This window comes from Acidithiobacillus sp. (genome assembly GCF_023256195.1).
Lineage (GTDB): Bacteria > Pseudomonadota > Gammaproteobacteria > Acidithiobacillales > Acidithiobacillaceae > Acidithiobacillus_A.
Map to the genome: position 1 here is coordinate 81,415 of NZ_JAGDWX010000023.1, position 25,079 is coordinate 106,493.

Consider the following 25,079-nt stretch of genomic DNA (forward strand, 5'->3'; position numbering starts at 1 on the left):
ATCAGCGGATCTTCAAACTCGACAGACCGATGAGCACGAGGATCACGGTAATGATCCAGAAACGTACGGCCACCCGTGGTTCCGGCCAGCCCTTTTTCTCGTAGTGGTGGTGCAGCGGCGCCATACGAAAAACGCGCTTGCCCGTCAATCGGAAGGAGGCCACCTGGATCATCACCGAAAGGGTTTCCACCACGAAGACCCCGCCCATGATGAAGAGCACCAGTTCCTGTCTCGCGACGATGGCGACGATGGCCAAAGCCGCACCCAGGGCGAGGGCGCCCGTGTCACCCATAAACACCTCGGCGGGATACGTGTTGAACCAGAGAAAACCGAGGCCCGCCCCCACCAGGGCACCGCAGAATATGAGCATCTGCCCGGCGCCCGGCACCCACGGCACCCCCAGATATTTGGCGAAGACGGCATTGCCCGAGACGTAGGCGAAAATGCCCAGAGCGCCCGCCACCATCACCGTCGGCACGATGGCGAGGCCATCCAGGCCATCGGTGAGGTTCACGGCATTGGAGGTGCCGACGATGACGAAGTAACTGAAAACGATGAAACCCAGCCCCAGCGGGATCAGGATGTGGGGGACGAAGGGGATGATCAGGCTCGTCTCCACCGGCTTGCTGGCAAGGCCATAGAGGGTGGTGGCGGCGGCCAGGGCAACCAGGGACTGGAGTCCATACTTGGCGCGCGCCGACAGGCCCTTGGTGTTACGCCGGCGCAGTTTACGCCAGTCGTCGACGAAGCCGATGGCACCGAAGGCGAAGGTGGTGACCACGGCGACCCAGACCAGCGGGTTGGCCAGATCCGACCAGAGCAGGGTGGTCAGGATCACTACCAGCAAGATCAGTGCCCCACCCATGGTGGGTGTGCCCTGCTTGACCAGGTGGGTTTCCGGTCCGTCGCTGCGCACCATCTGGCCGATGCGATAGCGCCGCAGACGGGCGATGACCCAGGGTCCCAGCGCCAGGGAGAGGACCAGCGCCGTCAGAATGGCCATCACGCCGCGCAGGGTCAGGTACTGGAAAACATAGAAGCCGTGGTAGAGGCTGCCCAGCTGCATGAAGAGGTAATACAGCATCAGGATGCCTCCGTCAGGGCTTCGACCACCCGTTCCATGCGGGCGGCGCGGGAACCTTTGACGAGCACGACGGCGTCCGCTCCGAGGAGTGTGGGGACGGCGGTCAGGAGCGCATCCTGCGACTCAAAGTGGGTAGCGTCGGGGCCGAAGGCGCGGCTCGTGGCCGCGCTGAGTCTGCCCACGGTGAAAACGCCGTCGATGCCCGATTCGCGGGCGTGGACGCCGATCTGCTGGTGATGGAGTTCGGCATCCGCCCCCAGTTCCGCCATGTCCCCGAGGATCAGGTAGCGTCGGCCCGGCTGCTCGGCAAGGACGCGCAGCGCCGCCTCCACCGAGGCCGGATTGGCGTTGTAGGTATCGTCCAGGATGCGGCTGCCACCCTTGCCGGGCCGCCATTGCAGGCGGCCGGGCACGGGCTTTAGGCCGGCCACGGCGCGGCCGATCTGGTCGAGACGGACGTTCAGAGCGAGGGCGGCGGTGGCGGCGGCCAGCACGTTGGCACCGTTGTGACGGCCGGCCAGTGGAATGGGCAGGCTCAGGCTCCCCTGGGGTGCGCGCAGCTCCAGCAGCCCGCCGTCCCCCTGCGGGTGCCAGGTCCCGCGTACCCGAGCCGGACGATCCGTGAGGCTGAAACGCCAGACTTCGCCCGGCGACCGCTCGGCCCAGAAGTCCGCGTAGTCGTCGTCGCCGTTGATGACGGCGATACCCTGCGCGGACAGCCCCTCGAGGATCTCGCCCTTGGCCGCCGCGATGGCGGCGATGCTGCCAAGATTCTCGATGTGGGCGGGTCCGGCGTTGTTGATCAGGGCCAGGTCCGGCGCCGCCATGCGGGTGAGGACGGCAATCTCACCGGCGTGGTTCATGCCCATCTCCACGACCGCGAAACGGTGCTCGGGCCCGAGTTCCGCCAGAGTCAGGGGAACGCCGATGTGGTTGTTGAGGTTGCCACGGGTAGCGAGACAAGGGCCACTTTGCCCAAGCATGGCGGCAAGGATCTCTTTGACGGAGGTCTTGCCGCAGGAACCGGTGACGGCGGCGACGGGAGTGCCCAGCTCCCGGCGCCAAGCGGCAGCGAGGGCCTGTAGAGCCACCAGCGGGTTTTCCACCCGTACACCGGGTCCGGCACAGGAATGTTGGACCAGGACAGCGGCCGCACCCGCACGTCGGGCGGCCTCGATGAAGTCGTGGCCGTCGAAACGCGGGCCGCGCAGGGCGACGAAGAGGCGGCCGGAGAGGTCCTGACGGCTGTCGATACCGACGCCATGGATTTCCTGCGCCGGATCGGAACCCGGGAGCAGGCTGCCGCCTGTGCGCTGGACGATCTCCTGCAAGGAATAGCGCATCATGAGTGTAGCGCCTCGCGCGCCAGCTCGAGATCGTTGCACGGGCGTTTTTCGCCGGCGATCTCTTGGGTTTGCTCGTGTCCCTTGCCGGCGATGAGCACCCAATCGCCGTGCCCTGCCTCGCCGATGGCTTTGGCGATGGCGGCGGCGCGTTCGTGGCAGACCTCCGCTCGCCCTTGCGGGATGCCCTCGAGGATATCGGCGACGATGGCGGCGGGCGTTTCGGAACGCGGATTGTCATCGGTCAAGACGACGCGGTCCGCAAGTGCCGCGGCCACGGCCCCCATCTCTGGCCGTTTACCGCGATCGCGATCACCGCCGCAGCCGAAAACCACCGTGATCCGGCCTTTGGCCACGGCGCGCAGATCCTCCAGTACTTGCCGCAAAGCATCGGGGGTGTGGGCGTAGTCGATGAGCACGTCCGGCTGCTCGGGGGTCTGGGCCAACAGACGTTGGTAGCGCCCCGGTGGTAAATGCAAGTCGGCCAGCGCCTGCGTGTCCGTCTCGAAGCCGAGCCCTTCGACACTGGCGAGGGCGGCCAGGAAGTTGCGGACATTGGCGCGCCCGATGAGGGGGAGGCGCAGGCGCCTGGTGCCGCTCGGCGTATCGAGGACAAGCAGGGTGGCGCTAGCGCCTGGGTGATACTCGCGCACCCGATAATCGCCAGCCTCGAAACCGTAGCCCAGGATCCGCACATCCGGGCGCAGGCGGGCGCGCAGGGTGGCGCTGAAGGGGTCGTCGGCATTGAGCACCGCAAGATGCAGCGTATCGCTTTCGAAAAGCTTGGCCTTGGCTGCCCCGTAAGCGGCCATGCTGCCATGGAAATCCAAGTGGTCACGACTCAGATTGGTGAAGACGGCGGCGGTAAAAGGCACGCCGGCCACCCGTTGCAGAGCGAGGGCGTGGGAGGACACTTCCATGGCCAAGCTACGCGCGCCGCGGTCCCGCGCCGCGGCCAGCAAGGTCCACAGCTCCACGGCCGCCGGTGTGGTGTTGGCCAGCGGTCGAAGCGCACCCAGCGGGCCAGCCCCCAAAGTGCCGAGGACTTCGCTGTGCGCCCCGGCGAGTTGGGCAATGAGCCAGGTCACACTGCTTTTGCCGTTGGTACCGGTGACGCCGACGAGACGCGGCGGTGTATCGGCGTCCCAGCGGTGCCAACGACACAGGGCCTCTCCCAGCAGCCGGGGCGCTTCGGGGTGGGTCCAGCAGGGCCTCCCGGCCACCGTCTCGAAGCTGCCCTGCGGGCCTTGGACCAGAGCCGCGGCGGCGCCGGCGGCGAAAGCCTCCGCCAGAAAACGCCGACCCTCCCCGTGGCGACTCTCCAGCCCGACGAAAAGTTGACCCGTTCGCACCCGCCGACTGTCGCTCTCGATCCCGGTAACGCGCAGAGCCTCGGCACCCCTGAGCTCCGGTAGCAGACTATCCAGGGCCAAGGCGTCAGTGGCGGGCATCGCCGGCCCCCTCTGCCCAGAGCTTTTGTTGGGTGCTGCTGACTTTCACGATACCGTCGCTGAATGGGCGGTCGGGCGGCACCCTCAAGGCGCGCAGGGCAGCGCCCATGGTCACGCGAAAGACGGGTGCGGCAACGACGCCTCCATAACGCAGCCCGCGACTCGGGTCGCGCACCGTCACCGCCATCACGAGGCGCGGGTGCTCGGCGGGGGCGAATCCGACGAAGCTGGTATTGACCCGACTGTGGTGAAAGCCGCCTTTGCCGTTGGCCAGGGCCGAGGTCCCGGTCTTGCCGGCCACGGAGTAACCCGGAATCGCCGCCAGGAAGCCCGTACCCCCGGGCGCCACCACCGCCTGCAACCACTGCCGCAGCAGAGCTGCCGTCTGCGGCCGCATGACCGCAGGACCGGGATGCTCATCGGTATTGCCGCCGTGCACGAGGGTCGGGCGCAGATAGATTCCATCCCGCGCAATGGCGCCGTAGGCGGCCGCAAGCTGCAGGGTCGTGACGGAAATGCCGTAGCCGTAGGCCATGGCTGCCTGCCGACTGCGGTCCCAGTTCTGCGAAGGGGGCAGATTACCGGGTGCCTCGCCCGGAAAGCCAATCTCGCTGATACGCCCGAAGCCGGCCCTTTGCAGGGTTCCGTAGAGGGCGGCGGGTGGAGTCCGCAACGAGATCTGCGCCGCTCCGATATTGCTGGAGTACTGCAGTACCTGGCGCAGGTCGAGGGTACCGTGACGGACATCGTCGCGGATGCAGTAGCGCCCTACCCGGTAACAGGAGGTAGCCACGTCGAAGCGGCTGTCGGGCCGGATGCTGCCCGCGTCCAGGGCGGCGGCCACGGCAAAGGGCTTCATCACCGAGCCGGGCTCATAGGTGTGGTTGAGGGCGCGGTTGTCGTAGAGCTTGGCCACATAATCGGAGCGGTTGTTGGGGTTGTAGGAGGGATAGCTGACCAGCGCCAGGATCTCGCCGTTGCGCAGGTCCATGAGCACCGCCGAGCCGGAGCTCGCACCCGCCGCCTGCACCGCCGCCGCCAGCGCCGTGTAGGCCGTGTACTGCAGATTGCGATCGATGCTGAGGGCGAGGGTTTGACCAGCCTTGGCGGTAGCCGGCAGGCCGGCGAAGGCCAGGGTGCGACCGCGGTTGTCCTGCAATGCCGTCGCCGTGCTGCCTTTGCTGCGCAGCCAGGAATCGTAGCTGAGCTCGATACCAGCAATGCCGTGCCCGTCGAGATCCGTGAAGCCCAGCAATGGGCCCGTCACATCGGCGTCGGGGTAATAGCGACGGTATTCCAGCAGCTGGTGCAGCCCTGCCACCTTCATGGCCAGCACCGGGGCCGCTGCATCGGGCGGCAACTGGCGGGCGACGTAGGCAAAACGGCTGCCACCCCGATGCAGCCGCTGCCGCAGTTCCGCTTCGGACAGGTGCAGCGCCTGCGCCACGGCGCTGAACTCCGGTCCCGAGACCGGAAAGAAGCGGGGGTCGGCCCAGAGGGTCGTGGTCGGTACCGACACCGCCAGCACCTCGCCGTGGCGGTCGACGATGGGCGCACGTGCCGGCAACGGTAGCGGCAGTTGTCGCAGATAGCGCTGGTCACCTTGGTCGCGCAGTTGGTGGTGACGCAGCACTTGTGCATCCCAGGAAGCCAGCATGGTGCCGCCCAGACCGAGCCCCAGCAGGGTCCACACCGCTCGCGCCCGCCAGGCGGGGAGTGGGCGTGGGCTGGCCAGGAGGCGTTGGCGGCTCAGAGTCATGGGGCTTTGACCATCACGATCTGACGATTCTTGGGGGCGACAAGGCCGAGCTTCTGTCGCGCGATGTCGCCCACCCGGGCATTGGAGGCCAAGGTGGCCTGCTCCAGCTGCAGTTGTCCCCAGCGATTGTCCAGGGCGAAGGCGCGCGCCTGGGCTGCCTGCAGTCGGATGAAGACAGCGCGGGAACTCTCGCGGGCGGCGACGATACCTAACAGGGTCAAGGTGATCAGCAGAACCAGAGTGATGGTACTAGGACGCACGATGTGGACCTCCTCGCTTCTGGGCGACCCGCAGCAGGGCGGAACGGGCGCGGGGATTGTGGGCGATTTCGGCGGCGCTGGCGCGGATGGCACGGCCCAGAGCAAACCAGGGCGATTCCGGGATTTCGGTGGCGCGCAGCGGCAGATCGGGGTCGGGCTGCAGGGCATCGGCGCGAAAGAAACGCTTGATCCATCGATCCTCCAGCGAGTGGAAGCTGATGACGGCCAGCCGCCCGCCCGGGGCAAGGCAGTCCATGGCCGCCGGTAGGAAGGCGCGGATTTCGCCCAGTTCATCGTTGATGTGCATGCGGATGGCCTGAAAGGTGCGCGTCGCCGGGTGGATGGCCTGGGCCCGGGCGCGCGGCAGAAGACTGGTGACGAGATCCGCCAGATGACTGGTCCGTGTGAGGGGGGTCGTCGCTCGCGCCGCGACGATGGCCCGGGCGATGCGCCGAGCCTCTCGCTCCTCCCCGTAATCGCGTAGCACCTGCGCGATCTCGCCGACCTCGGCGCCTGCCAACCATTCTGCCGCGCTCATCCCGCGACCCGGATCCATACGCATGTCCAGGGGACCATCCCGCAGAAAGCTGAAACCCCTCTCGGCGCAGTCCAGCTGCGGCGACGACACACCGAGATCCGCCAGAATGAACTGGGCCTGCTGCGCACCGCTGGCTGCCAGCACCCGCGCCATTTCCGAAAACCGGGCGTGGTGCACGACGACGCGCGGGTCCCCGCCAAAGCGACTGCGCAGGTAAGCGACGGCCTCGGGATCGCGATCGAGGATGAGCAGGCGATCCGCTGCCGCGAGGCGATCCAGCAGCGCCGCGCTGTGGCCGCCCCGTCCCCCCGTCGCATCCACCCACAGCCGCGGACCCGGCTGCTCCAGGAGCGCTTCGCAGCATGCCAGCACCTCGGCGAGGAGGACGGGCTCGTGGCTGGCGGCGGTGGGATGCGCATCGGTCACAGCACCAGATCGCCCAGACTGGAGAAATCCTCCCGGGCCGCCAGCCAGTTTTCCTGGCTCGCATCCCAGCGCGCCGCATCCCAGATCTCGAACTTCTCGATCTGGCCCACCAGCACCACGTCCTTTTCCAGACCGGCGAATTGCCGCAGTCCCGGGGAGAGGAGGATGCGCGCTTGGGCATCCAGACGCAGCTCCTCGGAGTGACCGATGAATAGCCGTTGAAAGCGCCGTACCGCCGGATTGTTGCCGGGCAGACCGGCGACGCGCTGTTCCAGCGCCTCCCAATGCGGCAGGGGATAGGCCACCAGACAGCGCTCCTCCTGGGTCTGGCTGAAAGGATCGATGGTGACCACGAGCTGGCCGTCGCAGTGGCTGGCGAGCCAGTCGCGGAAGCGGGCCGGGACGCTCAGTCGTCCTTTGCCGTCCAGGCTGTGCCGGTGTGTTCCGCGAAACATGGCCTTGAGCTCTCCAGATTATCCCACTTTGACCCACTTTACCCCACAAAACGGAGATTAGTGGCTGGCGCCGGTCCTGTCAAGGGGAAAATCCGAAGTTTTACGGCATCTTAGCGGCATCTGATGGAGATCCTCTCAAGTCACCTGAGAGAATTCGTGCAACTCGCTCATTCCGATATTGAAGTTTTGAGGCGATGGGGAGTGATGAAGAGGGGAGTGGGCCGATAAGCCGGGTTCTGTCGTGGGCGACCATTCCTCTAGGCCAGCACTTGCGCACTGGCTCCAGCAGCCTACCCGCGTGCAGCACGGGCCGTGCTATGGCACGCCTATTTGGCCTTGCTCCAGACGGGGTTTACCCTGCCACTTCCGTTGCCGGAAGCGCGGTGCGCTCTTACCGCACCTTTTCACCCTTACCGGCGCTCGCGCGCTTGGGCGGTATCTTTTCTGTGGCACTTTCCGTAGGCTCGCGCCTCCCGGCCGTTAGCCGGCGTCTTGCCCTATGGAGCCCGGACTTTCCTCCCCGGATTGCTCCGCAGCGGTCGCCTGGCCCACTCCGCGGCGAACTATACTCCTTTTTCCGGAGCTGTCCGAGTGACCGCGTAGCTTCGGCTATACTTCAATGTGAGGGTCGGGGGACGTTGTCGCGTCCGGTTCGAGAGAGGAGGCGTGAGCCATGATTACGGACAGATTTCTGGATGAAGAGCGCAGTCTGCCTTCGGTCGAGCCCATGGAGCGGGTCGTGGCCTGGTCCGTCTTTCGTTCGCGCGAAGCGGCCCGGGATCTGCTGGAACATGTGCACCTGGCGGCGGGGCAACAGCTGGTGGGTGGTCACGCCCGTGACAGCATCGGGCCCTACTGGTGGGTAGGGGTACAGGTCAACGACCTCGATCAGTGGGGCAACCGCGGCTCCATCAACAAGCACGGCCGTCTGGGCGACTGACCTTGTCGCGTTCGAGGCTCGCCAGCAGTTCTTGGTAGCGCTCGGCCACCTTCCGCCGACGGATCTTCAGGGTCGGCGTGAGGGTACCGTTGGCCTCGCTGCAGGCCTCGGGCAGGAGGGCAAAGCGCCGGACCTGCTCGAACGGGGGGAGATCCGCCAAGGCCGCTTCGATGTGTTGGCGCAGCAGGCGTTGGACGTCCCTCTCCGCTGGCTCAGCCCCCAGTTGATCGTGCAGCAGATCCCACTGCGGGTAGATGAGGGCGACCAGATAGGGGAGGCGGTCGCCAAAGACCACCGCCTGTTCGATGTAGGGGTCGGCCATGAGCCGCATCTCGATCTTTTGCGGCGGGATGTTCTCCCCGCCGGCATTGACGATGAGATCCTTCTTGCGGTCGGTGATGTGCAGGTAGCCTTCGGCGTCCAGTTCGCCGATATCGCCGGTGTGAAGCCAGCCCCCGGCGAGGGTCTCAGCGGTGACGCTGGAGTTGTTCCAGTAGCCCAGCATGATGGAGGGACCGCGCACCAGAATCTCGCCGTCTGCCGCAATGCGGCCTTCCAGATTGGGCAGAAAGCGCCCGACGGAGCCTGGCCGGATGGCATCGAGGGGGTTGGCAGCGATGACCGGGCTGGCTTCCGTCATCCCGTAGCCCTCGACGATGGGCAGGCCGAGGTCAAGGAAGAAGGCGGCGATGGCCGCCTCCAGCGGCGCTCCACCCGATACGAAATAACGTAGCCGGCCGCCCAGCTGGCGCCGCAGCCGATCCACCACCAGACGCCGCGCCAGGGCGCGCTGCCCCGGCAGCACGCGGCCGGCTTCCAGGCCCAGGCCACGGCGCAGCAAGCGCCCGGCCCAGCCGCGGCGCTCCATCAGGCTGCGCTGCAGGCGCTGATAGAGCAGCTGAAACACCCGGGGGACGGCAATGACGATTTCCGGATGGGCAGCGGCCATGTCCCGCAGCAGGGTTTCCGGCCGCTCGGCATAGGCGACTTCCAGGCCTAACAGATAGGCACCGAAGTGCCCGGTACCGCGCTCGAAGACGTGGGAGAGGGGGAGCACCGACAGCACCCGTTGCCCCGGGCGCAGCGGTACGTAGGGCAAGAACCCCTCGATATTGCTGAGGATGTTGCCGTGGCTGAGCATGACGCCCTTGGGCCAGCCCGTGGTTCCGGAGGTGTAGACGATGGTGGCGAGACTTGCCCGTTCCACGCGCGCCAGGCGTTCCTCCAGGCGGGCAACGTCCATACCCTGACCCAGCGTTTCCAGGTCCCGCCAGCTGCGTAGACCCGCCGGCTCTGTCGTTTTGGCCTGGCGCAGGAATATGCGTTCGCCTGTCACTCCCCAGGCCTGTGGCGGCATCCGCGCGTAGATGGCATCGTCCTCCAGCAGGAGGCAGGAGGGCGCGCAGTCGCCCAGAATGTAGTGCAGCTCGCGCTGGCCGAAGTTGGGATAGACCGGCACCGTCACCGCACCGATGCTCAGGATGGCGAAGTCCATGAGCGCCCAGTCCATGGCGTTGCGGGCCATGAGCAGGACTCGATCGCCCGCGCCGAGCCCCAGTTGCAGGAGCCCGGCGGCACGACGGCGGACCTGTGCCGCGAAATTGGCGGCGGAAGTTGGCAGATACCCGTCGCCACTGCGCTCCCAGGCTATGGCGGAGGCGGGGTCCCGCTCACAGCGGGCAAAGAGTCCGGCGCCGAGGCTCGGGATGGACGCGAGCTGGGGTGCCACTTCAGCGCAGTGCCTTCTCGGCAGGGGTCAGGCTGCGCTTGAAGCTCTCCATGCTGAAGATACGTTCCATATAATCTTGGGTCGCCTTGGCGCCCTTGGGCAGATCCACGCCCAGGGCGGGCAGACGCCACAGGAGCGGCGCCAGGGCCGCGTCGGCAATGGACAATTCGTCCCCAAACAGAAAGCGCTGTTGGCTGAACAGACTGCTCAGCGTGGCAAGCCCGGTACGCAGATTTTCCTTGGCCTGCTGGATCTCCTTGCTGCTGTGGCCGGGGCGGTAGAGTACCTCGAACCAGTCGCGCTCAAAGCGCAGCATGCCCACCCGCACCTTGGCGCGGGAGATGGGGTCGACGGGGATCAGGGGCGGATGGGGGAAGCGCTCGTCCAGGTACTCCATGATCAGCATGGACTCGTAGATGGCCAGTTCTCGATCCACCAGGGTTGGCACCTCGTTGTAGGGATTGAGTTCCGCCAGATCCTCCGGCTTCTCGGCCAGATCCACATCGATGGTCTGGTACTCCATGGCCTTCTCCTCCAGGACGAAGCGCACCCGGTGGGCGAAGACGCAATCGGGGGCCGAGTACAGGGTCATGAGGGTCTTTTTGTTGCTGGGTGTTGCCATCTGCGATTCCTTGAATTTGGCCAGGGGGTGGACTTGTGTGCACTCTACCCGTGCATTATACACCAGGGCGACGCCGTGGTGGGTGCGCGCGGCAAGCGGCGAAGAGTGTTAGGGAATGTGAATGGCCGTTGTCAAGGGGTGGGCGGGAGCGTACACTGCGACAAAGTTGTATGGAGACAACAAACCTTGTAGAGTAAAGCGCACAAACTGCGCCGGGAGGGCGGTCTGGATGATCGCGAAGGGACTACGATGATTCGCCAACGAACTCTGAAGAACATGATCTGGGGTACCGGCATCGGCCTGCACAGTGGACGCAAGGTATACCTGGGTCTGCGCCCCGCCCCTGCCAACACCGGCATCGTCTTCCACCGCAGCGATGTGGATGGGGGTGCCTGGATTCAGGCGGATCCGCTCCACGTCGTGGACACACGCCTGTCCACCAACATCGGCGATGGGCAGATCCGCGTGGGTACCATCGAGCACCTCATGTCCGCCCTGGCCGGGCTCGGCATCGACAATGCCTACGTCGATCTGGATGGTCCGGAGGTGCCCATCATGGACGGCAGTGCGGCACCCTTCGTCTTTCTCATCCAGTGCGCCGGCATCGAGGAGCAGAATGCCGCCAAGCGCTTCATCCGCATCAAGAAGACCCTGCGCGCCGAAGACGGCGACCGCTGGGTACAGCTGGAACCCTTCGAGGGCTTCAAGATCAGCTTCACCATCGACTTCGATCACCCCGTGGTGCGCAACGGCGGCCAGCAGGTCAGCGTCGATTTTGCCCGTACCTCCTACCTCAAGGAGGTGGCACGCGCTCGTACCTTCGGCTTCATGCGGGAGGTGGAAACCCTGCGCAGCATGGGTCTGGCCTTGGGCGGCAATCTGGACAACGCCATCGTGGTGGACGAGTACCGGGTCCTGAACGAGGAGGGCCTGCGCTACACCAACGAGTTCGTGCGCCACAAGGTGCTGGACTCCATCGGCGACCTCTATCTCCTGGGTCATCCCCTGCTGGGCCATTTTTCCGGCTACAAGGCTGGCCACGCCCTCAACAATCAGCTCCTGCGCGCCCTGCTGCAGCAGGAAGACGCCTGGGAATTCGTCGACTACTCCTCCGAGGCCAAGGCGCCTTTCTCCTTCGTCGAATCGACGGTGCCCGCCTCGGCCTGAGCGGCGAGGGTGTGGTAGAGGCGAGCGAGCGCTGCTCCCAGCTCGCCGTCGAGGTCGTGGGCGAGCGCGCCGAGGCTGTTGGGCGCATGGGTAAGCCGTACGGTACTGGAACGGGCCGGGATGGGTTTGCGGGCGGTGAGGGGCCAGGGATGGATCCAGGCTTGCAGCGCGGTGACTTCGGCCTCGGGGTGGCGCTCATTCCAACGTCGCAGGATGCTCTTCTGATGGCGTTTCAGCAGGCGCAGCCAGACGGCTCCAGGGCACATCACCCGCAGGCATCCCGCGCGCCAGTCCACCAGCCAGGCCCGTTCCTGCAGCTCGATGGGCAGCAGGGTGTTCCATTCCAGCTGCAGCGCCCGCAGGGCTTGACCGTGCTGGAGTACGCTGGCGATGGGCCCGCCCGCCGATAGCTCACCCAGGCGGCGCGGTCGTCCTCGTTTATCCATCTTCCCCTTTCGTGCTACTCTCGAATATATTTTTTCCGTGGATGGACAGGCATGCTGGGAAGTATCATCCGACAAGTGGTCGGCAGTCGCAATGACCGACTCATCAAGAAAGCGCGGGCGGTCGTCCTGCAGATCAATGCCCTGGAGGAGCGTTTTCAGGCCCTGAGCGATGCGGAGCTCGCGGCGCAGACGGAGCGCTTTCGTGAGCGCCTGGCCCAGGGGGAGAGTCTGGATGCCCTTCTGCCCGAGGCTTTCGCCGTGGTGCGGGAAGCGAGTCGGCGGGTCATGAAGATGCGCCACTTCGATGTCCAGCTCATCGGCGGCTACATGCTGCACCAAGGCAAGATCGCCGAGATGCGCACCGGTGAGGGCAAGACCCTGGTGGCGACCCTACCGGCTTATCTCAACGCCCTGGCAGGCAAAGGCGTGCACGTGGTCACCGTCAACGACTACCTGGCCCGGCGCGACGCCGAGTGGATGGGTCGGGTGCACCGTTTCCTGGGCCTCAGCGTCGGCGTGATCGTCTCCGATCTGACGACGGAGGAGCGTCGCGCCGCCTATGCCGCCGATATCACCTACGGCACCAACAACGAGTTCGGCTTTGACTACCTGCGCGACAACATGGCCTTTTCCCCCGCCGATCGGGTGCAGCGGGGTTTGCACTACGCCATCATCGACGAGGTGGACTCCATCCTCATCGACGAGGCGCGCACGCCGCTCATCATCAGCGGTCCTACGGAAGAGAACACCGACCTCTATCAACGCGTCAACGTCCTCGCCCAGCAGTTCGTGGCGGAGGAGGACTACACCGTGGACGAAAAGGCGCGACAGGTCCTGCTCACGGAAGAGGGCATCGAAAAGGCAGAGCGCCTGATGCTGGAGAGTGGACTGCTCAAGGAGGGCAACCTCTACGACATCCAGAACGTCACACTGGTCCACCACCTCAATCAGGCCCTGCGCGCGAACGTGATCTACAAGCGGGAGACGGATTACATCGTCCGCGACGGGCAGGTCTGCATCATCGACGAGTTCACCGGCCGCATGATGACCGGGCGGCGCTGGTCCGACGGTCTGCACCAGGCCGTGGAGGCCAAGGAAGGCGTGCAGGTCCAGAACGAAAATCAGACCCTCGCTTCCATCACCTTCCAGAACTATTTCCGCATGTACGACAAGCTCGCCGGCATGACCGGCACGGCCGACACGGAGGCCTTCGAGCTCAATCAGATCTACGGTCTGGAAGTCGTGGTGATCCCCACCCACCGGCCCGTGCAGCGCAAGGATTTTGCCGACCTCATCTACCGCACCGCGGCGGAAAAGTGGGAGGCCATCATTGCCGATATCCGCTCCTGTCGGGAGCGTGGACAGCCGGTGCTGGTGGGCACCACCTCCATCGAGCACAACGAATATCTTTCAGGCCTGCTGAAAAAGGCGGGGATCCCGCACCAGGTGCTCAATGCCAAACAGCACGAGCGCGAGGCGGAGATCATCGCCCAAGCGGGCAAGCCCGGGGCGGTGACGGTCGCCACCAACATGGCGGGGCGCGGTACGGATATCGTGCTCGGCGGCAATGTGGAGCACCAGGTGGAGAGCCTGCGCGCCGCCGAGGGCCTGGAAGAATCCGAGCGGGAGCAGAAGATCGCCGAGATCAAGCAGGGTTGGCAGGCCCTGCACGACAGCGTCATCGCCGCCGGTGGCCTGCACATCATCGGCACCGAACGGCACGAATCGCGGCGGGTGGACAACCAGCTGCGCGGCCGTGCCGGGCGTCAGGGCGATCCCGGCAGCTCGCGCTTCTACCTCTCTCTCGAAGACCCGCTGATGCGCATCTTCGGCAGCGATCGTCTGGGTGGACTCATGCAGAAATTGGGCATGAAGCCGGGCGAGGCCATCGAGCACCCTTGGGTCACCAAATCCATCGAGAATGCCCAGCGCAAGGTAGAGGCCCGCAATTTCGATATCCGCAAGCAGTTGCTGGAATACGACGACGTCGCCAACGAACAGCGCAAGATCATCTATGCCCAGCGCAATGCCTTCATGGACAGCGACGACCTCAGCGCCGAGATCGATACTCTGCGCGAGGATGTCCTGGACTCCCTGCTGGCGGACTACGCTCCTGAAGGCGTCATGGAGGAGCAGTGGGATCTGCCGGGGCTCGAGCAGGCCCTGGAGCGGGTCTTTGCCCAGCACTTCCCGGTGGCGCAGTGGTTGGCGGAGGATCGCAAGCTCAATCACGAGCAGTTGCGTGGGCGCATCCTGGATGAGGTGCGCCGTGCTGCGCGAGAAAAGGAAGAGCGCATGGGCAGCGAGATGGCCCGCCACCTGGAAAAGAGCATCGTCCTCCAGGTTCTGGACAGCCAGTGGAAGGATCACCTGGCGAGCATGGACCACCTCCGGGAAGGTATCCACCTGCGCGGTTATGCTCAGAAGAATCCCAAGCAGGAGTACAAGCGTGAGTCGCTCATGCTCTTCAATGCCATGCTCGCCCGCATGCGCGAGGAAATCGTCGCGACCCTGGCGCGCGTGCACGTGAGCGAGGCGCCAGCGGATGCGGAGGTGGTGGACTGGGCCCAGCTTTTTGCGCCGCGGGCTGCGGCTGGCCTGCAATTTCAGCATCCGGATCTGGTCCCGGGGACGGCCGATGGCGCGGATGAGGCTCAGGAGCTCGCTGCGCTGGCTGCGGCGGGGGTGGCTGCCGGGGCCTCGCAGCTGCCTGCGCACGTCGAAAAAATCGGTCGCAATCAGCCCTGTCCCTGCGGCTCTGGCAAGAAATACAAGCATTGTTGCGGTCGTCTGGACTGACGGCGGCGGAGCGGGCGGATGGCAGTCGGACTCGACGCACCCAGTAATGTCCTGCCCGTCGCGGGCCTGCGCCTCGGGGTAACGGCGGCGGGAGTCCGTTACGCCGGACGACGCGATCTCACCCTGCTGGTCTTGGCGCCGGGGACCGTGACGGTGGCCGCCTTCACCCGCAATCGCTTCCGGGCAGCACCGGTGTGGGTAGCGGAGGAGCATCTCCAGCAGACGGCGCCGCGCGCCCTGATCGTCAACACGGGCAATGCCAACGCCGGAACCGGCGCAGCGGGTCTGGCTACGGCGCGGGGCAGCTGCGCGGCGGTGGCGGAGGCGCTGGGGGTTGCAGCGGAGGCCGTTCTTCCTTTCTCCACGGGGGTCATCGGCGAGCCGGTGGATCTGGCGGGCAAGATCAGCGCAGCCCTGCCCGCCTGTCTTGCGGATCTGGCCGAGGATCGCTGGCTCGAGGCCGCCGCCGCCATCATGACCACCGATACCGTGCCCAAAGCCGTCTCGCGTCGACTGGACCTGGGTGGTCGGCAGGTGACCATCACCGGTATGGCCAAAGGTTCCGGGATGATCCGCCCGGACATGGCCACCATGCTCGCCTTCATCGCCACCGATGCGCCGGTGGCGGCGGCCCTTCTGCGCGCGGCTCTGGATGCGGCTCTTGCGCGCAGCTTCAACCGGATCACTGTGGACGGCGATACCTCCACCAACGACGCCTGTGTGCTCATGGCGACGGGCACGGTGAGCATGCCGCCGCTGGCGTCCGCCGCCGACCCTCGCTACGGGCCCTTCCTGCGGGGCTTGACGGAGGTCATGCAGAGCCTCGCCCAAGCCATCGTGCGCGATGGCGAGGGCGCCAGCAAATTCATCCCCATCACCATCGAGGGCGGTCGGAATAGCGACGAGTGCCTGCGGGTGGCCTACCGTCTGGCCCACAGCCCGCTGGTCAAGACCGCTTTCTTCGCTTCCGATCCCAACTGGGGGCGACTGCTGGCGGCCATCGGTGCCGCCGGTATAGACGACCTGGACGTGACGCGGGTGCAGGTCTGGCTCGGCGATCTGGCCATCGTCCAAGGCGGCGCGCGCCACCCCGAGTACCGCGAGGAGCTGGGCCAGGCGGTGATGGCTGCGGCAGAGATCCCGATTCGGGTGGATCTCGGGCGTGGCGATGCGGTGGAGACCATCTGGACCTGCGATCTCTCTTACGATTATGTCCGGATCAACGCCGACTACCGCAGTTGATGTGGGCGAGACGGTTCTGGACGTCGCCACCGGCATTCTTCAGGACGGCGAAGGCCGCATCCTGCTGGATTGCCGGCCGGCAGACAAGCCCTGGCCCGGCTATTGGGAGTTTCCAGGCGGCAAGATCGAGGCGGGTGAAAATCCTCAAGCGGCTCTGCACCGAGAACTGGCCGAGGAGCTGGGCGTTCGGGTGCGGTCTGCGACGGCCTGGCAGGTGCGGGAGTACGCCTACCCGCAGCGACGGGTGCGCCTGCACCTCTTCAAGGTATCTGCCTGGGAGGGGCAGGCCCGGGGTCTGGAGGGCCAGGAGCTGCGCTGGCTGATGCCGGCGGCAGCGGCCGCCTTGCCACTCCTGCCTGCCAATCGCGGCATCGTCGCCGACCTCATGGCGGAGTCATTGCCGCACCCGCCGCTCTTTCTCATTGCGGACCCGCAGCGCGCGCCCGCAGGTGCCTTTCTGGAAATCCTGGAGCAATCCCTGACAGCCGGCTTGCGAGCCCTGATTCTGCGCATCAAGGCGCCCTTGCCCGCGGGGCTGCAGGCAGATGCGCTTGAGCGTTGGCTCGAGGGGGCCCGCGCGCGCGGCGTGGATGTTTTTCTCAATCACCCGGAGCCGCAGCCGCACTGGCCGGTGCTTGGGCGCCACTATACCGAGGCACAGCTGGCGGGCTGCGCAGAGAGCCCGTCCCTGCCCTTCGGCGTTTCCTGCCACGGCCCCGAATGTCTGGCACGGGCCGAGGCCCTGGGTGCGAGTTATGCCCTGCTCTCGCCCCTCTTCCCCACCGCCACCCACCCGGACACGCCGGCCTTGGGCGTGGAACGCTTTGCCGAGCTCGCTGGCGCCGTCGCCCTGCCGGTGATCGCCCTCGGCGGCCTGGATGCCAGCCGCGTGGGCGCGGCGCGGCGGGCCGGGGCCAGGGGGGTTGCCGTGCTCTCGGAAATCCTCTCCGCCAGCGATCCCGCGGCGGCCACCCAAGCCTTGATCCGCGCCTGGAGCGCCGCCTAGATGCCACGACTGTCCGTCGTCATTCCCCTCTACAACGAAATCGAGAGCATCCCTGCCCTCATCGACGCCCTGCACGCCGCCTTGGCGCAGGCCGATGCCGAGGTGATCATCGTCGACGACGGCAGCCGGGACGGCAGCGCCCGCGCTTTGGACGAGGCCGCACAATCCTGGGGCGCTGCCCTGAAGATCCTGCACCTGCAGCGCAACTTTGGGCAGACGGCGGCCATGCAGGCGGGCATCGATGCAGCGCGCGGCGAGGTCATCGTCACCCTGGATGCCGATCTGCAGAACGACCCCGAAGATATCCTACCGCTGGCCGAACGCCTGCTGCGAGAAAATCTCGACGTCGTGGCGGGCTGGCGCAAGGATCGCAAGGACGGGCTGCTGCTGCGCAAGATTCCCTCGCGCATCGCCAACCGCCTGATCCGCCGCCTCACCGGGGTCTATCTGCACGATTACGGCTGTACCCTCAAGGCCTACCGTGCTTCGGTGCTGAAGGGTGTGCGGCTCTACGGCGAGATGCATCGCTTCATACCCGCCTGGCTGTCGACCCTGACCTATACCGACCGCATCCAGGAAGTGCCGGTGCGGCACCATCCGCGCCGGGCGGGCAAGAGCAAATACGGCATCTCGCGCACCTTCCGAGTGCTGGTGGACCTCTTTTTCGTCAAATATTTCCTGGGCTACAGCCAGCGCCCCATGCACTTTTTCGGTACCATCGGCCTGGCCTCGCTGGCGGTGGGTTCGGCGATGCTCCTCTATCTCTTCGTCGACAAGTTCGTCGACGGTGCCGCTATCTCCGGACGGCCCATGCTCATCGCCGGTGTGCTCTTTTTTCTGGCGGGGCTGCAGTTTCTCAATACCGGCATCCTGGGCGAGATGCTCAGTCGGGTGTACTACGAGGCCCAGCACAAGACCACCTACGTCGTGCGTAGCAGCGTCCACATCGACGCGCCGGAGACATGAGCGCCATCCCTATACTCATGTACCACAACATCGATCGCGCCCCGAGAGGGGTGCGTCTGCGCGGCCTCTACGTCTCGCCCGGCCGTTTCCGGCGGCAGATGCAATTGCTGAAGTGGCTCGGCTTTCGCGGCATCTCCCAGGCCGAGGCGCTTCCCTATCTGTGCGGTGAGGCCCAAGGCAAGGTGGCCGTCATCACCTTCGACGACGGTTACCGCGACAATCTCGTGCACGCCCTGCCGGTCCTTCGCGACTTGGGTTTTCGGGCCACCTGCCACGTCGTTTCTGACGCTGTGGGTGCTTACAACCGCTGGGATGCAGAGCAGCTGGGCGCGCGCAAGGCGATGATGGACGCGGCGGAGTTGCGCCAGTGGGTGGCCGCCGGCATGGAAGTCGGCGCCCACAGCCGCAGCCACGCCCGTCTCCCGGAACTGGATGCCGCCGCCCTGCGCGAGGAGATTCAGGGCTCCCGCACTGCCCTGGAAGATCTGCTGGGCCAGCCGGTGCGGTCCTTCTGTTATCCCTACGGTGCGGCCGGCGAGCGGGAGCGTGCGTTGGTACGCGAGCTGGGTTTCGCCTCGGCGGTGACCGTGCGCCGGGCGCGCGCGCGCCCCGGTGACGATCTCTGGGGTCTACCCCGGGTGGCAGTGGGTGGGCACCACGGACCGCAGGTGTTCCCCCTGCAGATTTTGACAGCGCACGAGGATCGACATCGGTGAAGCCCGCGCCCATCGGCAAGGGGCCGTTGCTCTGGGTAGGTACCAACCCGGGCGGTGGCGGTACGGAGACCCACATGATCACCTTTCTCCAGGCCTTGCAGGGTCTGGGGGTGGACGTGCATGCCCTGGTCCACCCGGCGGGCCAGATCGCTGCGGCTCTGCGAGGCAGCGGAGTGGTTCTGCATTTCGGCCATTTCCACAACAGCGCCGATCCTCGCGGCATCGCGCCCCTGCTGCGACAATTGCACTGCCTGCGACCGAGTCAGTTGGTGGGCAGTTTCAGCAAGGAGTACTGGCCCCTGGCACTTGCCTCTCGCGCCGGCGGTGTGCCCCTCGCCCTTTTTCGCCACATGGATTTGCGCCTGCGCGCCTCGACCCGCTGGCTTCTGTCCCGCTGGCCCCTGCGCCTTTTCGCCGTGTCCCATTACCTGCAGGAGCGCCTGCGCTCTCAGGGCCTGCCAGCGGCGCGGGTGGAATATTGCCCCAATCCTTTGCCGCTCTCCCACTTTCGTCGCAACCCGGAGGCCCGCCATCGTCTGCGTGCCCGGCTGGGAGTCGGGGAGGAGGATGTCCTTATCGGTTTCGTAGGGGCCTGGCATCGTGGTAAGGGGGTGTTTTTGCTTGCCGACGCCCTGGACGAGGCGCACTCGGAGAACCCTCGGGTACGCGGCCTCTGGTTGGGTGGCGGTACGCACGAGGCGGAGCTACGCGCCCGTCTGGCCGGTAGGGACTGGCATCACCTGGTGGGTTGGCAGGCCGAGGTGGCCCCTTGGTACTCCGCCATGGATGTCCTGGCTTTACCCTCCATCGAGCCCGACACCTTCGGGCGGGTGCTGGTGGAAGCCCAGGCGGCGGAATTGCCGGTCCTTGGCGCCGACATCGGCGGCATTCCAGAAGCCGTGGGGGTGGGTCGCAGCGGCCGGATACTGCCCTCGGGCGAACTCGGCGCCTGGTGTGCGGCCATCCTGGAGATGAGTCGGGACGGCGACGAGCGGCGGCGGCTGGGTGTGGCGGGGCCGAGCTTTGCCGCACAGTTCGCTGCCGAGACCGTGGCCCAGGATTTTCTGAAACGCTTGGGGTGGTCCTGAGGTGGTTAGACCGCTACCGGAGAATCCCCGTCAGATCCTGCTCATCAAGGCGCATAGCGCTGGGATCGGCGACATCCTGCGCAGTTCCGCTGCCTGGGCGGTACTCAAGCAACATTGGCCTGAGGCCGAATTGCATCTGCTCTTTCTCAATCGCTGGCCCGGCTATCCGAGCGAGCAACTCATCGCTGACCATCATCTCCTGAGCAGTGCCCATTTCCTACCGCTGCGGGAGGGGCGCTGGGGCCCCCTCCGGGGCGTAGGTCCGCGCGCCTGGCGCGAGATTTTCCAGCAACTGCGGGCGCTGTCGGCACGGATACGGCCGGATCTCATCATCGATCACGAACCCCATGGTATGGAAACCGGTATTGTCGCGCGTTGGTGGCGCCGGCAAAGCCTCGCTCCCACCGTCGGGGTGGCCCAGGTGCCCGGCCGCGGCTGGCTCTACGACTACGCCGGCCCCAGTCTGCGCCAGTACGCCCGCAGCCGTGCACTCCCCCAGCCCATGGATTATGCGGAGCGGGACTTCGCGGCACTGGCGGCCTTGGGTCTGGCGCGCCACGGCCAGGGCATCGTCCTGCGCGAGACGGCGGCGGGCCGCGCCTGGCGCGAAGACTGGGAACGTCGCCACCCCCAGACGGGCCGCGTTAGTGCCCTCAATATCGGTTGTGGTACGCCGGGAGCGGCGCTGAAACGTCCATCCCCAGCGGTGCTGGCGACGGCGCTGAAGGAGCTCCATCAGCGTCTACCACACCACCTGCTATTGCTGGGTGCTGCCGACGAAGCGCCCATCAACGCCGAATTTGTCGGGCTTCTCAAGGCGCTGGTCGGAAACGTCGAGCACATCGAGGACCTGGCCGGGAAAACCTCCTTGTCGGAACTCACCGGGGTCCTGCAGCGGGCGGATCTGGTCCTGTCCAGCGATTCGGGGCCCTATCACATGGCCGTTGCCATGGGCCGGCCAACCCTGGCCTATTTCAATTTCGCCAACCCGGAGCATTATCATCAGGATGCGCACCTGAAAATCCTGGTAGGGCCCTCGGCTTCCACACTCTTTACGCAGCTCTGTCAAATACTGGAGCAGAATCACCGTGCCACTAAAAACCTATCTTGAGCGTTCGCTGATTTGGTTCTACGCCTTGCCGGTGTTCTTTTTTCCGCTCAGCACGGCGGGTGCGGGCATAGCCGCCGGGCTTTTTCTGCTGCTCTATGTCCTGAGTGGCGGTTGGCGACACTGGCGGCGTTTGCGCGCTCGTCGCTGGTGGTTGCCGCTGCTGCTCATGATGCTCTGGACCTTTATCGGGCTGCTGTGGACTTCGGATCTGCACGACGGCTTCAAGGTGGCGGCGACGGCGGCCTACGGTATCTATGCCTTCATGGGCGCTACCCTGGCCTGGGAAGAGCGCCAGGTACGCCACTTCGTGCGGCTGTTCCTGGCAGGTCTGAGCCTCAATGCGGCTCTGGCGGCCCTGATTACCTGGCACCTCCTGCACTGGCACTACGACCCGACCATGCCTTTCGTGGGTCTTTCCGACCACATCTGGTGGTCCATGGCATTGACTCACGCCATCCTCTGGCTTTTGTGGGATATCAAGGCCGTCTGGAACTTTCCTCGGATCGTCAATCTGCCCTTGCTGGCCATATTTGCGGCGGAACTCGCGCTGTCCCCGGGGCGCAGTGGTCAGTTGCTCTTCGTTCTGCTCACGCCCGTAGCCATCTTTCTGCTCTACAGCGGTGCCTGGCGCTACTGGGCCATGGGCGGCATCGCCGCGGTACTGGCACTGATGACTCTGTCTCCCTTCATCCAGGCCCGCTTGGAACTGGGTTACGAGAATCTCCAGCAGTTTGCCGCCCATCCCGCCAGCACCGACACCAGCTGGGGAATTCGTCTCGCCACCATGTGGGCGGGCGCGGAGATGTTCTGGCGGCATCCGCTGCTCGGCGTCGGGACAGGTGATTTTGCGCCGGCCATGGAAGCGCTGCAACGTGCCCACGCGGTCACCGACACCCCGGGAACCCGCAACGATTCGGCGGCCAACAGTTATCTGAGTGAAGCAGCGGTTCTGGGTTTGCCGGGCCTGTTACTGCTGTTGTGGTTTTTGCTGAGCCTCACCCGCGAGGCCTGGCTCGGACGCTCCAGCCCTCAGGGCTGGTTCGTGCTGACCTATCTGGGTATTTTCTGGATCGGCGGGCTATACAATACCCTTACCTGGGGTTACGCCGATGCCCTTGGCATCGCCATTTTCGCAGGTTTGCCCCTCCATCGGTCCTGGACGGAAGCGCGCGCCTGATGGCCCTTGACTGCGATTTCGATGTCGTCATCGTCAATTACAATGGGGCCAGGGTACTGGGTGCTGCCTTAAGCTCCTGCCTGGCCGAAGGGGTTCCGGCGACGTCCTGTATCGTGGTGGACAACGGTAGTCGCGATGCATCGCAGGCCCTGGTGCGGGACGATTTTCCGGGGGTGATCTGGATCGGTAACCCTTGCAATGCCGGTTTTGCGCGGGCGGTGAACCAAGGCCTGCGCCAGGCGAGGGCGAAGCTGGTTCTGATCCTCAACAACGATGCCGAGCTCCTGCCCGGGGCTTTGGCGAGTCTATCCGCCTGCTTTGCCGCACACCCGCAGGCGGCGGTGATTGCGCCGCGCCTCGTCGATGCGGGCGGCGCTGCCCAGAACGTGGCCGCGCCCTGGCCGCGCTGGTGGCGAGAGATCCTGCCCAAATCGCTGCTCAAGCGGCTGGCGCCGCAGCATTTCGGGGGTCGTCTGGCGCAAGTGGGAGAGGATCGTACCGTCGCGAGCGTCATCGGCGCCGCCATGGCCGTGCGCCGCAGCGCCGTGGCGAACTTCGGGCCCATGGACGAAGACTTTTTCTTCTACCTGGAGGAGACCGAGTGGTGCGAGCGTGCCTGGCGCCACGGTTGGCAGGTGTGGTTCTGTCCCGGGGCCTCGGTACGCCATCGCTTGGGGGCAACGGCCAAACGCTTCGAGGCGGCGGCGCGCATCGAGTTCCATCGCTCACGGCTGCTCTATGCGCGTAAGATGGAGGGCTTTTGGGCCTGGGCCTTCCTGGTTCTTTGGCTCCCCATACGCACCGCCATAGACTGGCTGGCGCAAGGGATCCTCACACTGGCAAGTTTCGGCGCCCTGGCCGCCGCGCGCCAACGATTTCGGGTGTACGGCCATCTTCTCGTCTGGCACCTGCGCGGTCGGCCGTCCCATCTGGGGTTGCCGGACAAGTGTCGCGAGCCCTAGGCATGAGCAGAATGGAACTCTCCGCGGTGTATATCACCAAGGATGCCGGTACGGAATTTCGCGCCTCACTGGCCAGCGTCGTCGACCTGGTCGAGGATATCGTCGTGGTCGACTCCGGATCGCAGGACGAAACCTTGATGCTGGCGGAAGCTGCGGGTGCGCGCATCTTTCATCATCCCTGGCCGGGCTTCGGGGCGCAGCGTCAGTATGCGGTGGAGCAGGCGAAATACGACTGGGTGCTGGTCATCGATGCCGACGAGGTCCTGCGCCCGGAAGGCTGCGAGCGTATCCGTGCGCGTCTTCAGAGTGCGCCTGCAGCCAGTGCCTACGCGCTGCGTCGGCGCAGCTACATCGGTGGACGCGCCATATGCCACGGTGACTGGGGCGAGGACTGGGTACTGCGTCTGCTGGATCGCCGCCGCGGCCATTACGATGCCAGCGATCTCGTCCACGAGTCCTGGCACACGGCGGGGCCCAGTGAACGCCTACCGGGCTGGCATATGGACCACTATACCTTTGCTTCTTATGCCGATATGCTCCACAAACTGGCGCGTTACGGGCGCCTCAATGCCGAGCAGCTGCATCGGCGTGGTCGCCGTGTCGGATCCTGGATGCCCATGAGTCATGCTCTGGCGTCCTTCCTGCGCAGTTATCTTCTCAAGCAAGGTTTTCGGGACGGACTCGATGGCGCCGCCATCGCCTGGACCACAGCCCTGGGTTCCTTCATGAAATACGCCATTGCCTATGAGCTGCAGCAGCAGGAGCGGGGATGAAGATCCTCCTGGTCAAGACCAGCTCTCTGGGTGATGTCCTGCACACCCTGCCGGCGGTGACGGACCTCTCCCGTGTGCATCCGGACTGGGAGCTCCACTGGTTGCTGGAGCCCGCCTATGCCTCCATGGCTGCGCTGCATCCCTTCGTGCGGCGCGTCTGGCCCTTTTCTCTGCGCGATCTGAAAGGACGTTGGTGGCATGCGCCCCAGGCCCTGCGTCAATTACGTCGGGAGCTGCGCCGGGAGGGATTCGACCGGGTGCTGGACAGTCAGGGCCTCGTCAAGAGCGCCCTGCTGGCGCGCCTGCCTGGCGTGCCGGTGCTTGGTCTGGATCGCGCCAGTGCCCGCGAACCTATGGCCTGTCGCAGCTACAGCCGCACGGCCGCAGTATCCTGGGAGCTGCCGGCGACGGAGCGCAATCGTTGCCTGTTCGCCGCTTTGCTGGATTATGCCAAGCCCCGTGGGCGACCCGAAGCACAGCTGCAAGTGCCGCCGGCGGGAGCGGCGCGCCTCGTGTTAGAGGACTGTCAGCCCTTCGTCTGGGGTTTTCACGGTTCGGCGCGTGCCAATAAACTCTGGCCCCCGGAGCACTGGGCGCGCCTTGCCGAGCAGCTGGCATTGCGGGATCTGCATCTCGTGATGCCGGCAGGCAATGCGGCGGAGCGGGAGCGCGTCGAGGCGCTGGCACAGCGGCACGGCAATGTCCGCCTGCTGCCACCCCTGCCGGTGGCCGATATTCTTGCCCTGCTGCCATATGCCCGGGCTTTTGTGGGCGTGGATACGGGTTTTTCCTATCTGGCCTCGGCCTTGGACCTGCGCGGTGTGACGCTCTACGGACCAACAGCCGATGAGCAGAGCCCCTATGCGCCCTGGCAGCAGACCCTCTGCAGTCCCCGTGCCTGTGCCACGGCCTGCGGCCGACACGGCTGCGTGGTTTCCAAGCCTCTTTCCGCCTGCATGACTGCCATCGCACCGGAGCAGGTGCTGGCGGCGTTGACGCCCCTGCTCGAGGACTGATCC

23 protein-coding genes and 1 other RNA gene are annotated in these 25,079 nt (G+C 65.7%); 13 read left to right on the forward strand and 11 right to left on the reverse strand.

The window, feature by feature from the left end:
• Position 1 precedes the first annotated feature (1 nt).
• The 8 genes from mraY to rnpB all read right to left on the reverse strand — a co-directional run bounded on the left by mraY (position 2) and on the right by rnpB (position 7,871).
• Positions 2-1,084 (reverse strand): phospho-N-acetylmuramoyl-pentapeptide-transferase, encoded by a 1,083-nt coding sequence (mraY, locus tag Q0C23_RS05045; RefSeq protein ID WP_291511295.1) that lies wholly within the window; start codon positions 1,082-1,084, stop codon positions 2-4.
• Complete coding sequence (gene murF, locus Q0C23_RS05050) at positions 1,084-2,430, reverse strand: UDP-N-acetylmuramoyl-tripeptide--D-alanyl-D-alanine ligase (protein WP_291511296.1); 1,347 nt, start codon at positions 2,428-2,430, stop codon at positions 1,084-1,086. Before murF ends, mraY begins: the two co-directional genes overlap by 1 nt.
• On the reverse strand, positions 2,427-3,878 hold the full coding sequence (locus Q0C23_RS05055; RefSeq protein WP_291511297.1) for a UDP-N-acetylmuramoyl-L-alanyl-D-glutamate--2,6-diaminopimelate ligase: 1,452 nt from the start codon (positions 3,876-3,878) through the stop codon (positions 2,427-2,429). Before Q0C23_RS05055 ends, murF begins: the two co-directional genes overlap by 4 nt.
• Complete coding sequence (locus Q0C23_RS05060; protein ID WP_291511298.1) at positions 3,865-5,637, reverse strand: penicillin-binding protein 2; 1,773 nt, start codon at positions 5,635-5,637, stop codon at positions 3,865-3,867. The genes Q0C23_RS05055 and Q0C23_RS05060 overlap by 14 nt, the downstream gene beginning before the upstream one ends.
• Entirely contained in the window at positions 5,634-5,897 is a 264-nt protein-coding gene (ftsL, locus tag Q0C23_RS05065; RefSeq protein WP_291511299.1) for a cell division protein FtsL, read from the reverse strand. Before ftsL ends, Q0C23_RS05060 begins: the two co-directional genes overlap by 4 nt.
• Positions 5,887-6,861 carry a 16S rRNA (cytosine(1402)-N(4))-methyltransferase RsmH gene (gene rsmH / locus Q0C23_RS05070; RefSeq protein ID WP_291511300.1) on the reverse strand — a complete coding sequence of 325 codons (975 nt, stop codon included), beginning with the start codon at positions 6,859-6,861 and terminating at the stop codon, positions 5,887-5,889. The genes ftsL and rsmH overlap by 11 nt, the downstream gene beginning before the upstream one ends.
• On the reverse strand, positions 6,858-7,316 hold the full coding sequence (gene mraZ / locus Q0C23_RS05075; RefSeq protein ID WP_291511301.1) for a division/cell wall cluster transcriptional repressor MraZ: 459 nt from the start codon (positions 7,314-7,316) through the stop codon (positions 6,858-6,860). Before mraZ ends, rsmH begins: the two co-directional genes overlap by 4 nt.
• A 209-nt stretch (positions 7,317-7,525) precedes the next feature.
• An RNA gene (rnpB, locus tag Q0C23_RS05080) (RNase P RNA component class A) lies at positions 7,526-7,871 on the reverse strand.
• A 118-nt stretch (positions 7,872-7,989) separates the two neighbouring features.
• Here rnpB and Q0C23_RS05085 point away from each other — a divergent pair.
• Positions 7,990-8,256: a hypothetical protein gene (locus tag Q0C23_RS05085; protein WP_291511302.1), complete on the forward strand. Its 267-nt coding sequence runs from the start codon at positions 7,990-7,992 to the stop codon at positions 8,254-8,256.
• Here Q0C23_RS05085 and Q0C23_RS05090 read toward each other — a convergent pair.
• Both Q0C23_RS05090 and Q0C23_RS05095 read right to left on the reverse strand, forming a co-directional pair.
• A complete protein-coding gene (locus Q0C23_RS05090) occupies positions 8,228-9,985 on the reverse strand; it encodes a long-chain fatty acid--CoA ligase (protein WP_291511303.1) in 1,758 nt (585 codons plus the stop codon). The genes Q0C23_RS05085 and Q0C23_RS05090 overlap by 29 nt on opposite strands.
• A gap of 1 nt (position 9,986) precedes the next feature.
• Complete coding sequence (locus Q0C23_RS05095) at positions 9,987-10,607, reverse strand: glutathione S-transferase N-terminal domain-containing protein (RefSeq protein WP_291511304.1); 621 nt, start codon at positions 10,605-10,607, stop codon at positions 9,987-9,989.
• Between the two features lie 249 nt (positions 10,608-10,856).
• Between Q0C23_RS05095 and lpxC the strand changes: the two genes are divergently transcribed.
• Entirely contained in the window at positions 10,857-11,774 is a 918-nt protein-coding gene (lpxC, locus tag Q0C23_RS05100; RefSeq protein ID WP_291511305.1) for a UDP-3-O-acyl-N-acetylglucosamine deacetylase, read from the forward strand.
• Here lpxC and Q0C23_RS05105 read toward each other — a convergent pair.
• Positions 11,711-12,220, reverse strand: coding sequence for a DciA family protein (locus Q0C23_RS05105; RefSeq protein WP_291511306.1), 510 nt, complete (start codon positions 12,218-12,220; stop codon positions 11,711-11,713). The genes lpxC and Q0C23_RS05105 overlap by 64 nt on opposite strands.
• Before the next feature lie 51 nt (positions 12,221-12,271).
• Here Q0C23_RS05105 and secA point away from each other — a divergent pair, with 51 nt between their 5' ends.
• From secA to waaC, 11 genes are read left to right on the forward strand one after another with little or no spacing between them, the layout of a single operon-like run.
• Complete coding sequence (gene secA / locus Q0C23_RS05110) at positions 12,272-15,019, forward strand: preprotein translocase subunit SecA (RefSeq protein ID WP_291511307.1); 2,748 nt, start codon at positions 12,272-12,274, stop codon at positions 15,017-15,019.
• Positions 15,020-15,037: 18 nt separating this feature from the next.
• Positions 15,038-16,261, forward strand: a complete 1,224-nt coding sequence (gene argJ / locus Q0C23_RS05115) for a bifunctional glutamate N-acetyltransferase/amino-acid acetyltransferase ArgJ (RefSeq protein WP_291511308.1) — start codon at positions 15,038-15,040, stop codon at positions 16,259-16,261.
• Between the two features lies 1 nt (position 16,262).
• On the forward strand, positions 16,263-17,267 hold the full coding sequence (locus tag Q0C23_RS05120; RefSeq protein ID WP_291511309.1) for a Nudix family hydrolase: 1,005 nt from the start codon (positions 16,263-16,265) through the stop codon (positions 17,265-17,267).
• Positions 17,268-18,233 (forward strand): glycosyltransferase family 2 protein, encoded by a 966-nt coding sequence (locus Q0C23_RS05125; RefSeq protein WP_291511310.1) that lies wholly within the window; start codon positions 17,268-17,270, stop codon positions 18,231-18,233.
• A complete protein-coding gene (locus tag Q0C23_RS05130; RefSeq protein ID WP_291511311.1) occupies positions 18,230-18,949 on the forward strand; it encodes a polysaccharide deacetylase family protein in 720 nt (239 codons plus the stop codon). Before Q0C23_RS05125 ends, Q0C23_RS05130 begins: the two co-directional genes overlap by 4 nt.
• Complete coding sequence (locus tag Q0C23_RS05135) at positions 18,946-20,037, forward strand: glycosyltransferase family 4 protein (protein ID WP_291511312.1); 1,092 nt, start codon at positions 18,946-18,948, stop codon at positions 20,035-20,037. The genes Q0C23_RS05130 and Q0C23_RS05135 overlap by 4 nt, the downstream gene beginning before the upstream one ends.
• Position 20,038: 1 nt before the next feature.
• Complete coding sequence (locus Q0C23_RS05140) at positions 20,039-21,148, forward strand: glycosyltransferase family 9 protein (protein ID WP_291511313.1); 1,110 nt, start codon at positions 20,039-20,041, stop codon at positions 21,146-21,148.
• The gene (locus Q0C23_RS05145; RefSeq protein ID WP_291511314.1) at positions 21,126-22,325 is read left to right on the forward strand and encodes an O-antigen ligase; all 1,200 of its coding nucleotides are present in this window, start codon (positions 21,126-21,128) and stop codon (positions 22,323-22,325) included. Before Q0C23_RS05140 ends, Q0C23_RS05145 begins: the two co-directional genes overlap by 23 nt.
• Entirely contained in the window at positions 22,325-23,287 is a 963-nt protein-coding gene (locus Q0C23_RS05150; RefSeq protein WP_291511315.1) for a glycosyltransferase family 2 protein, read from the forward strand. The genes Q0C23_RS05145 and Q0C23_RS05150 overlap by 1 nt, the downstream gene beginning before the upstream one ends.
• A gap of 2 nt (positions 23,288-23,289) precedes the next feature.
• Complete coding sequence (locus tag Q0C23_RS05155; protein WP_291511316.1) at positions 23,290-24,060, forward strand: glycosyltransferase family 2 protein; 771 nt, start codon at positions 23,290-23,292, stop codon at positions 24,058-24,060.
• A complete protein-coding gene (waaC, locus tag Q0C23_RS05160) occupies positions 24,057-25,076 on the forward strand; it encodes a lipopolysaccharide heptosyltransferase I (RefSeq protein WP_291511317.1) in 1,020 nt (339 codons plus the stop codon). Before Q0C23_RS05155 ends, waaC begins: the two co-directional genes overlap by 4 nt.
• Positions 25,077-25,079: the final 3 nt, after the last annotated feature.

Coding starts and splice junctions, on each gene's coding strand:
- mraY (WP_291511295.1), bottom strand. CDS start 1,084: ATGCTGTATTACCTCTTCATGCAGCTGGGCAGCCTCTACCACGGCTTC.
- murF (WP_291511296.1), bottom strand. CDS start 2,430: ATGATGCGCTATTCCTTGCAGGAGATCGTCCAGCGCACAGGCGGCAGC.
- Q0C23_RS05055 (WP_291511297.1), bottom strand. CDS start 3,878: ATGCCCGCCACTGACGCCTTGGCCCTGGATAGTCTGCTACCGGAGCTC.
- Q0C23_RS05060 (WP_291511298.1), bottom strand. CDS start 5,637: ATGACTCTGAGCCGCCAACGCCTCCTGGCCAGCCCACGCCCACTCCCC.
- mraZ (WP_291511301.1), bottom strand. CDS start 7,316: ATGTTTCGCGGAACACACCGGCACAGCCTGGACGGCAAAGGACGACTG.
- Q0C23_RS05085 (WP_291511302.1), top strand. CDS start 7,990: ATGATTACGGACAGATTTCTGGATGAAGAGCGCAGTCTGCCTTCGGTC.
- Q0C23_RS05095 (WP_291511304.1), bottom strand. CDS start 10,607: ATGGCAACACCCAGCAACAAAAAGACCCTCATGACCCTGTACTCGGCC.
- lpxC (WP_291511305.1), top strand. CDS start 10,857: ATGATTCGCCAACGAACTCTGAAGAACATGATCTGGGGTACCGGCATC.
- Q0C23_RS05105 (WP_291511306.1), bottom strand. CDS start 12,220: ATGGATAAACGAGGACGACCGCGCCGCCTGGGTGAGCTATCGGCGGGC.
- secA (WP_291511307.1), top strand. CDS start 12,272: ATGCTGGGAAGTATCATCCGACAAGTGGTCGGCAGTCGCAATGACCGA.
- argJ (WP_291511308.1), top strand. CDS start 15,038: ATGGCAGTCGGACTCGACGCACCCAGTAATGTCCTGCCCGTCGCGGGC.
- Q0C23_RS05125 (WP_291511310.1), top strand. CDS start 17,268: ATGCCACGACTGTCCGTCGTCATTCCCCTCTACAACGAAATCGAGAGC.
- Q0C23_RS05130 (WP_291511311.1), top strand. CDS start 18,230: ATGAGCGCCATCCCTATACTCATGTACCACAACATCGATCGCGCCCCG.
- Q0C23_RS05150 (WP_291511315.1), top strand. CDS start 22,325: ATGGCCCTTGACTGCGATTTCGATGTCGTCATCGTCAATTACAATGGG.
- Q0C23_RS05155 (WP_291511316.1), top strand. CDS start 23,290: ATGAGCAGAATGGAACTCTCCGCGGTGTATATCACCAAGGATGCCGGT.
- waaC (WP_291511317.1), top strand. CDS start 24,057: ATGAAGATCCTCCTGGTCAAGACCAGCTCTCTGGGTGATGTCCTGCAC.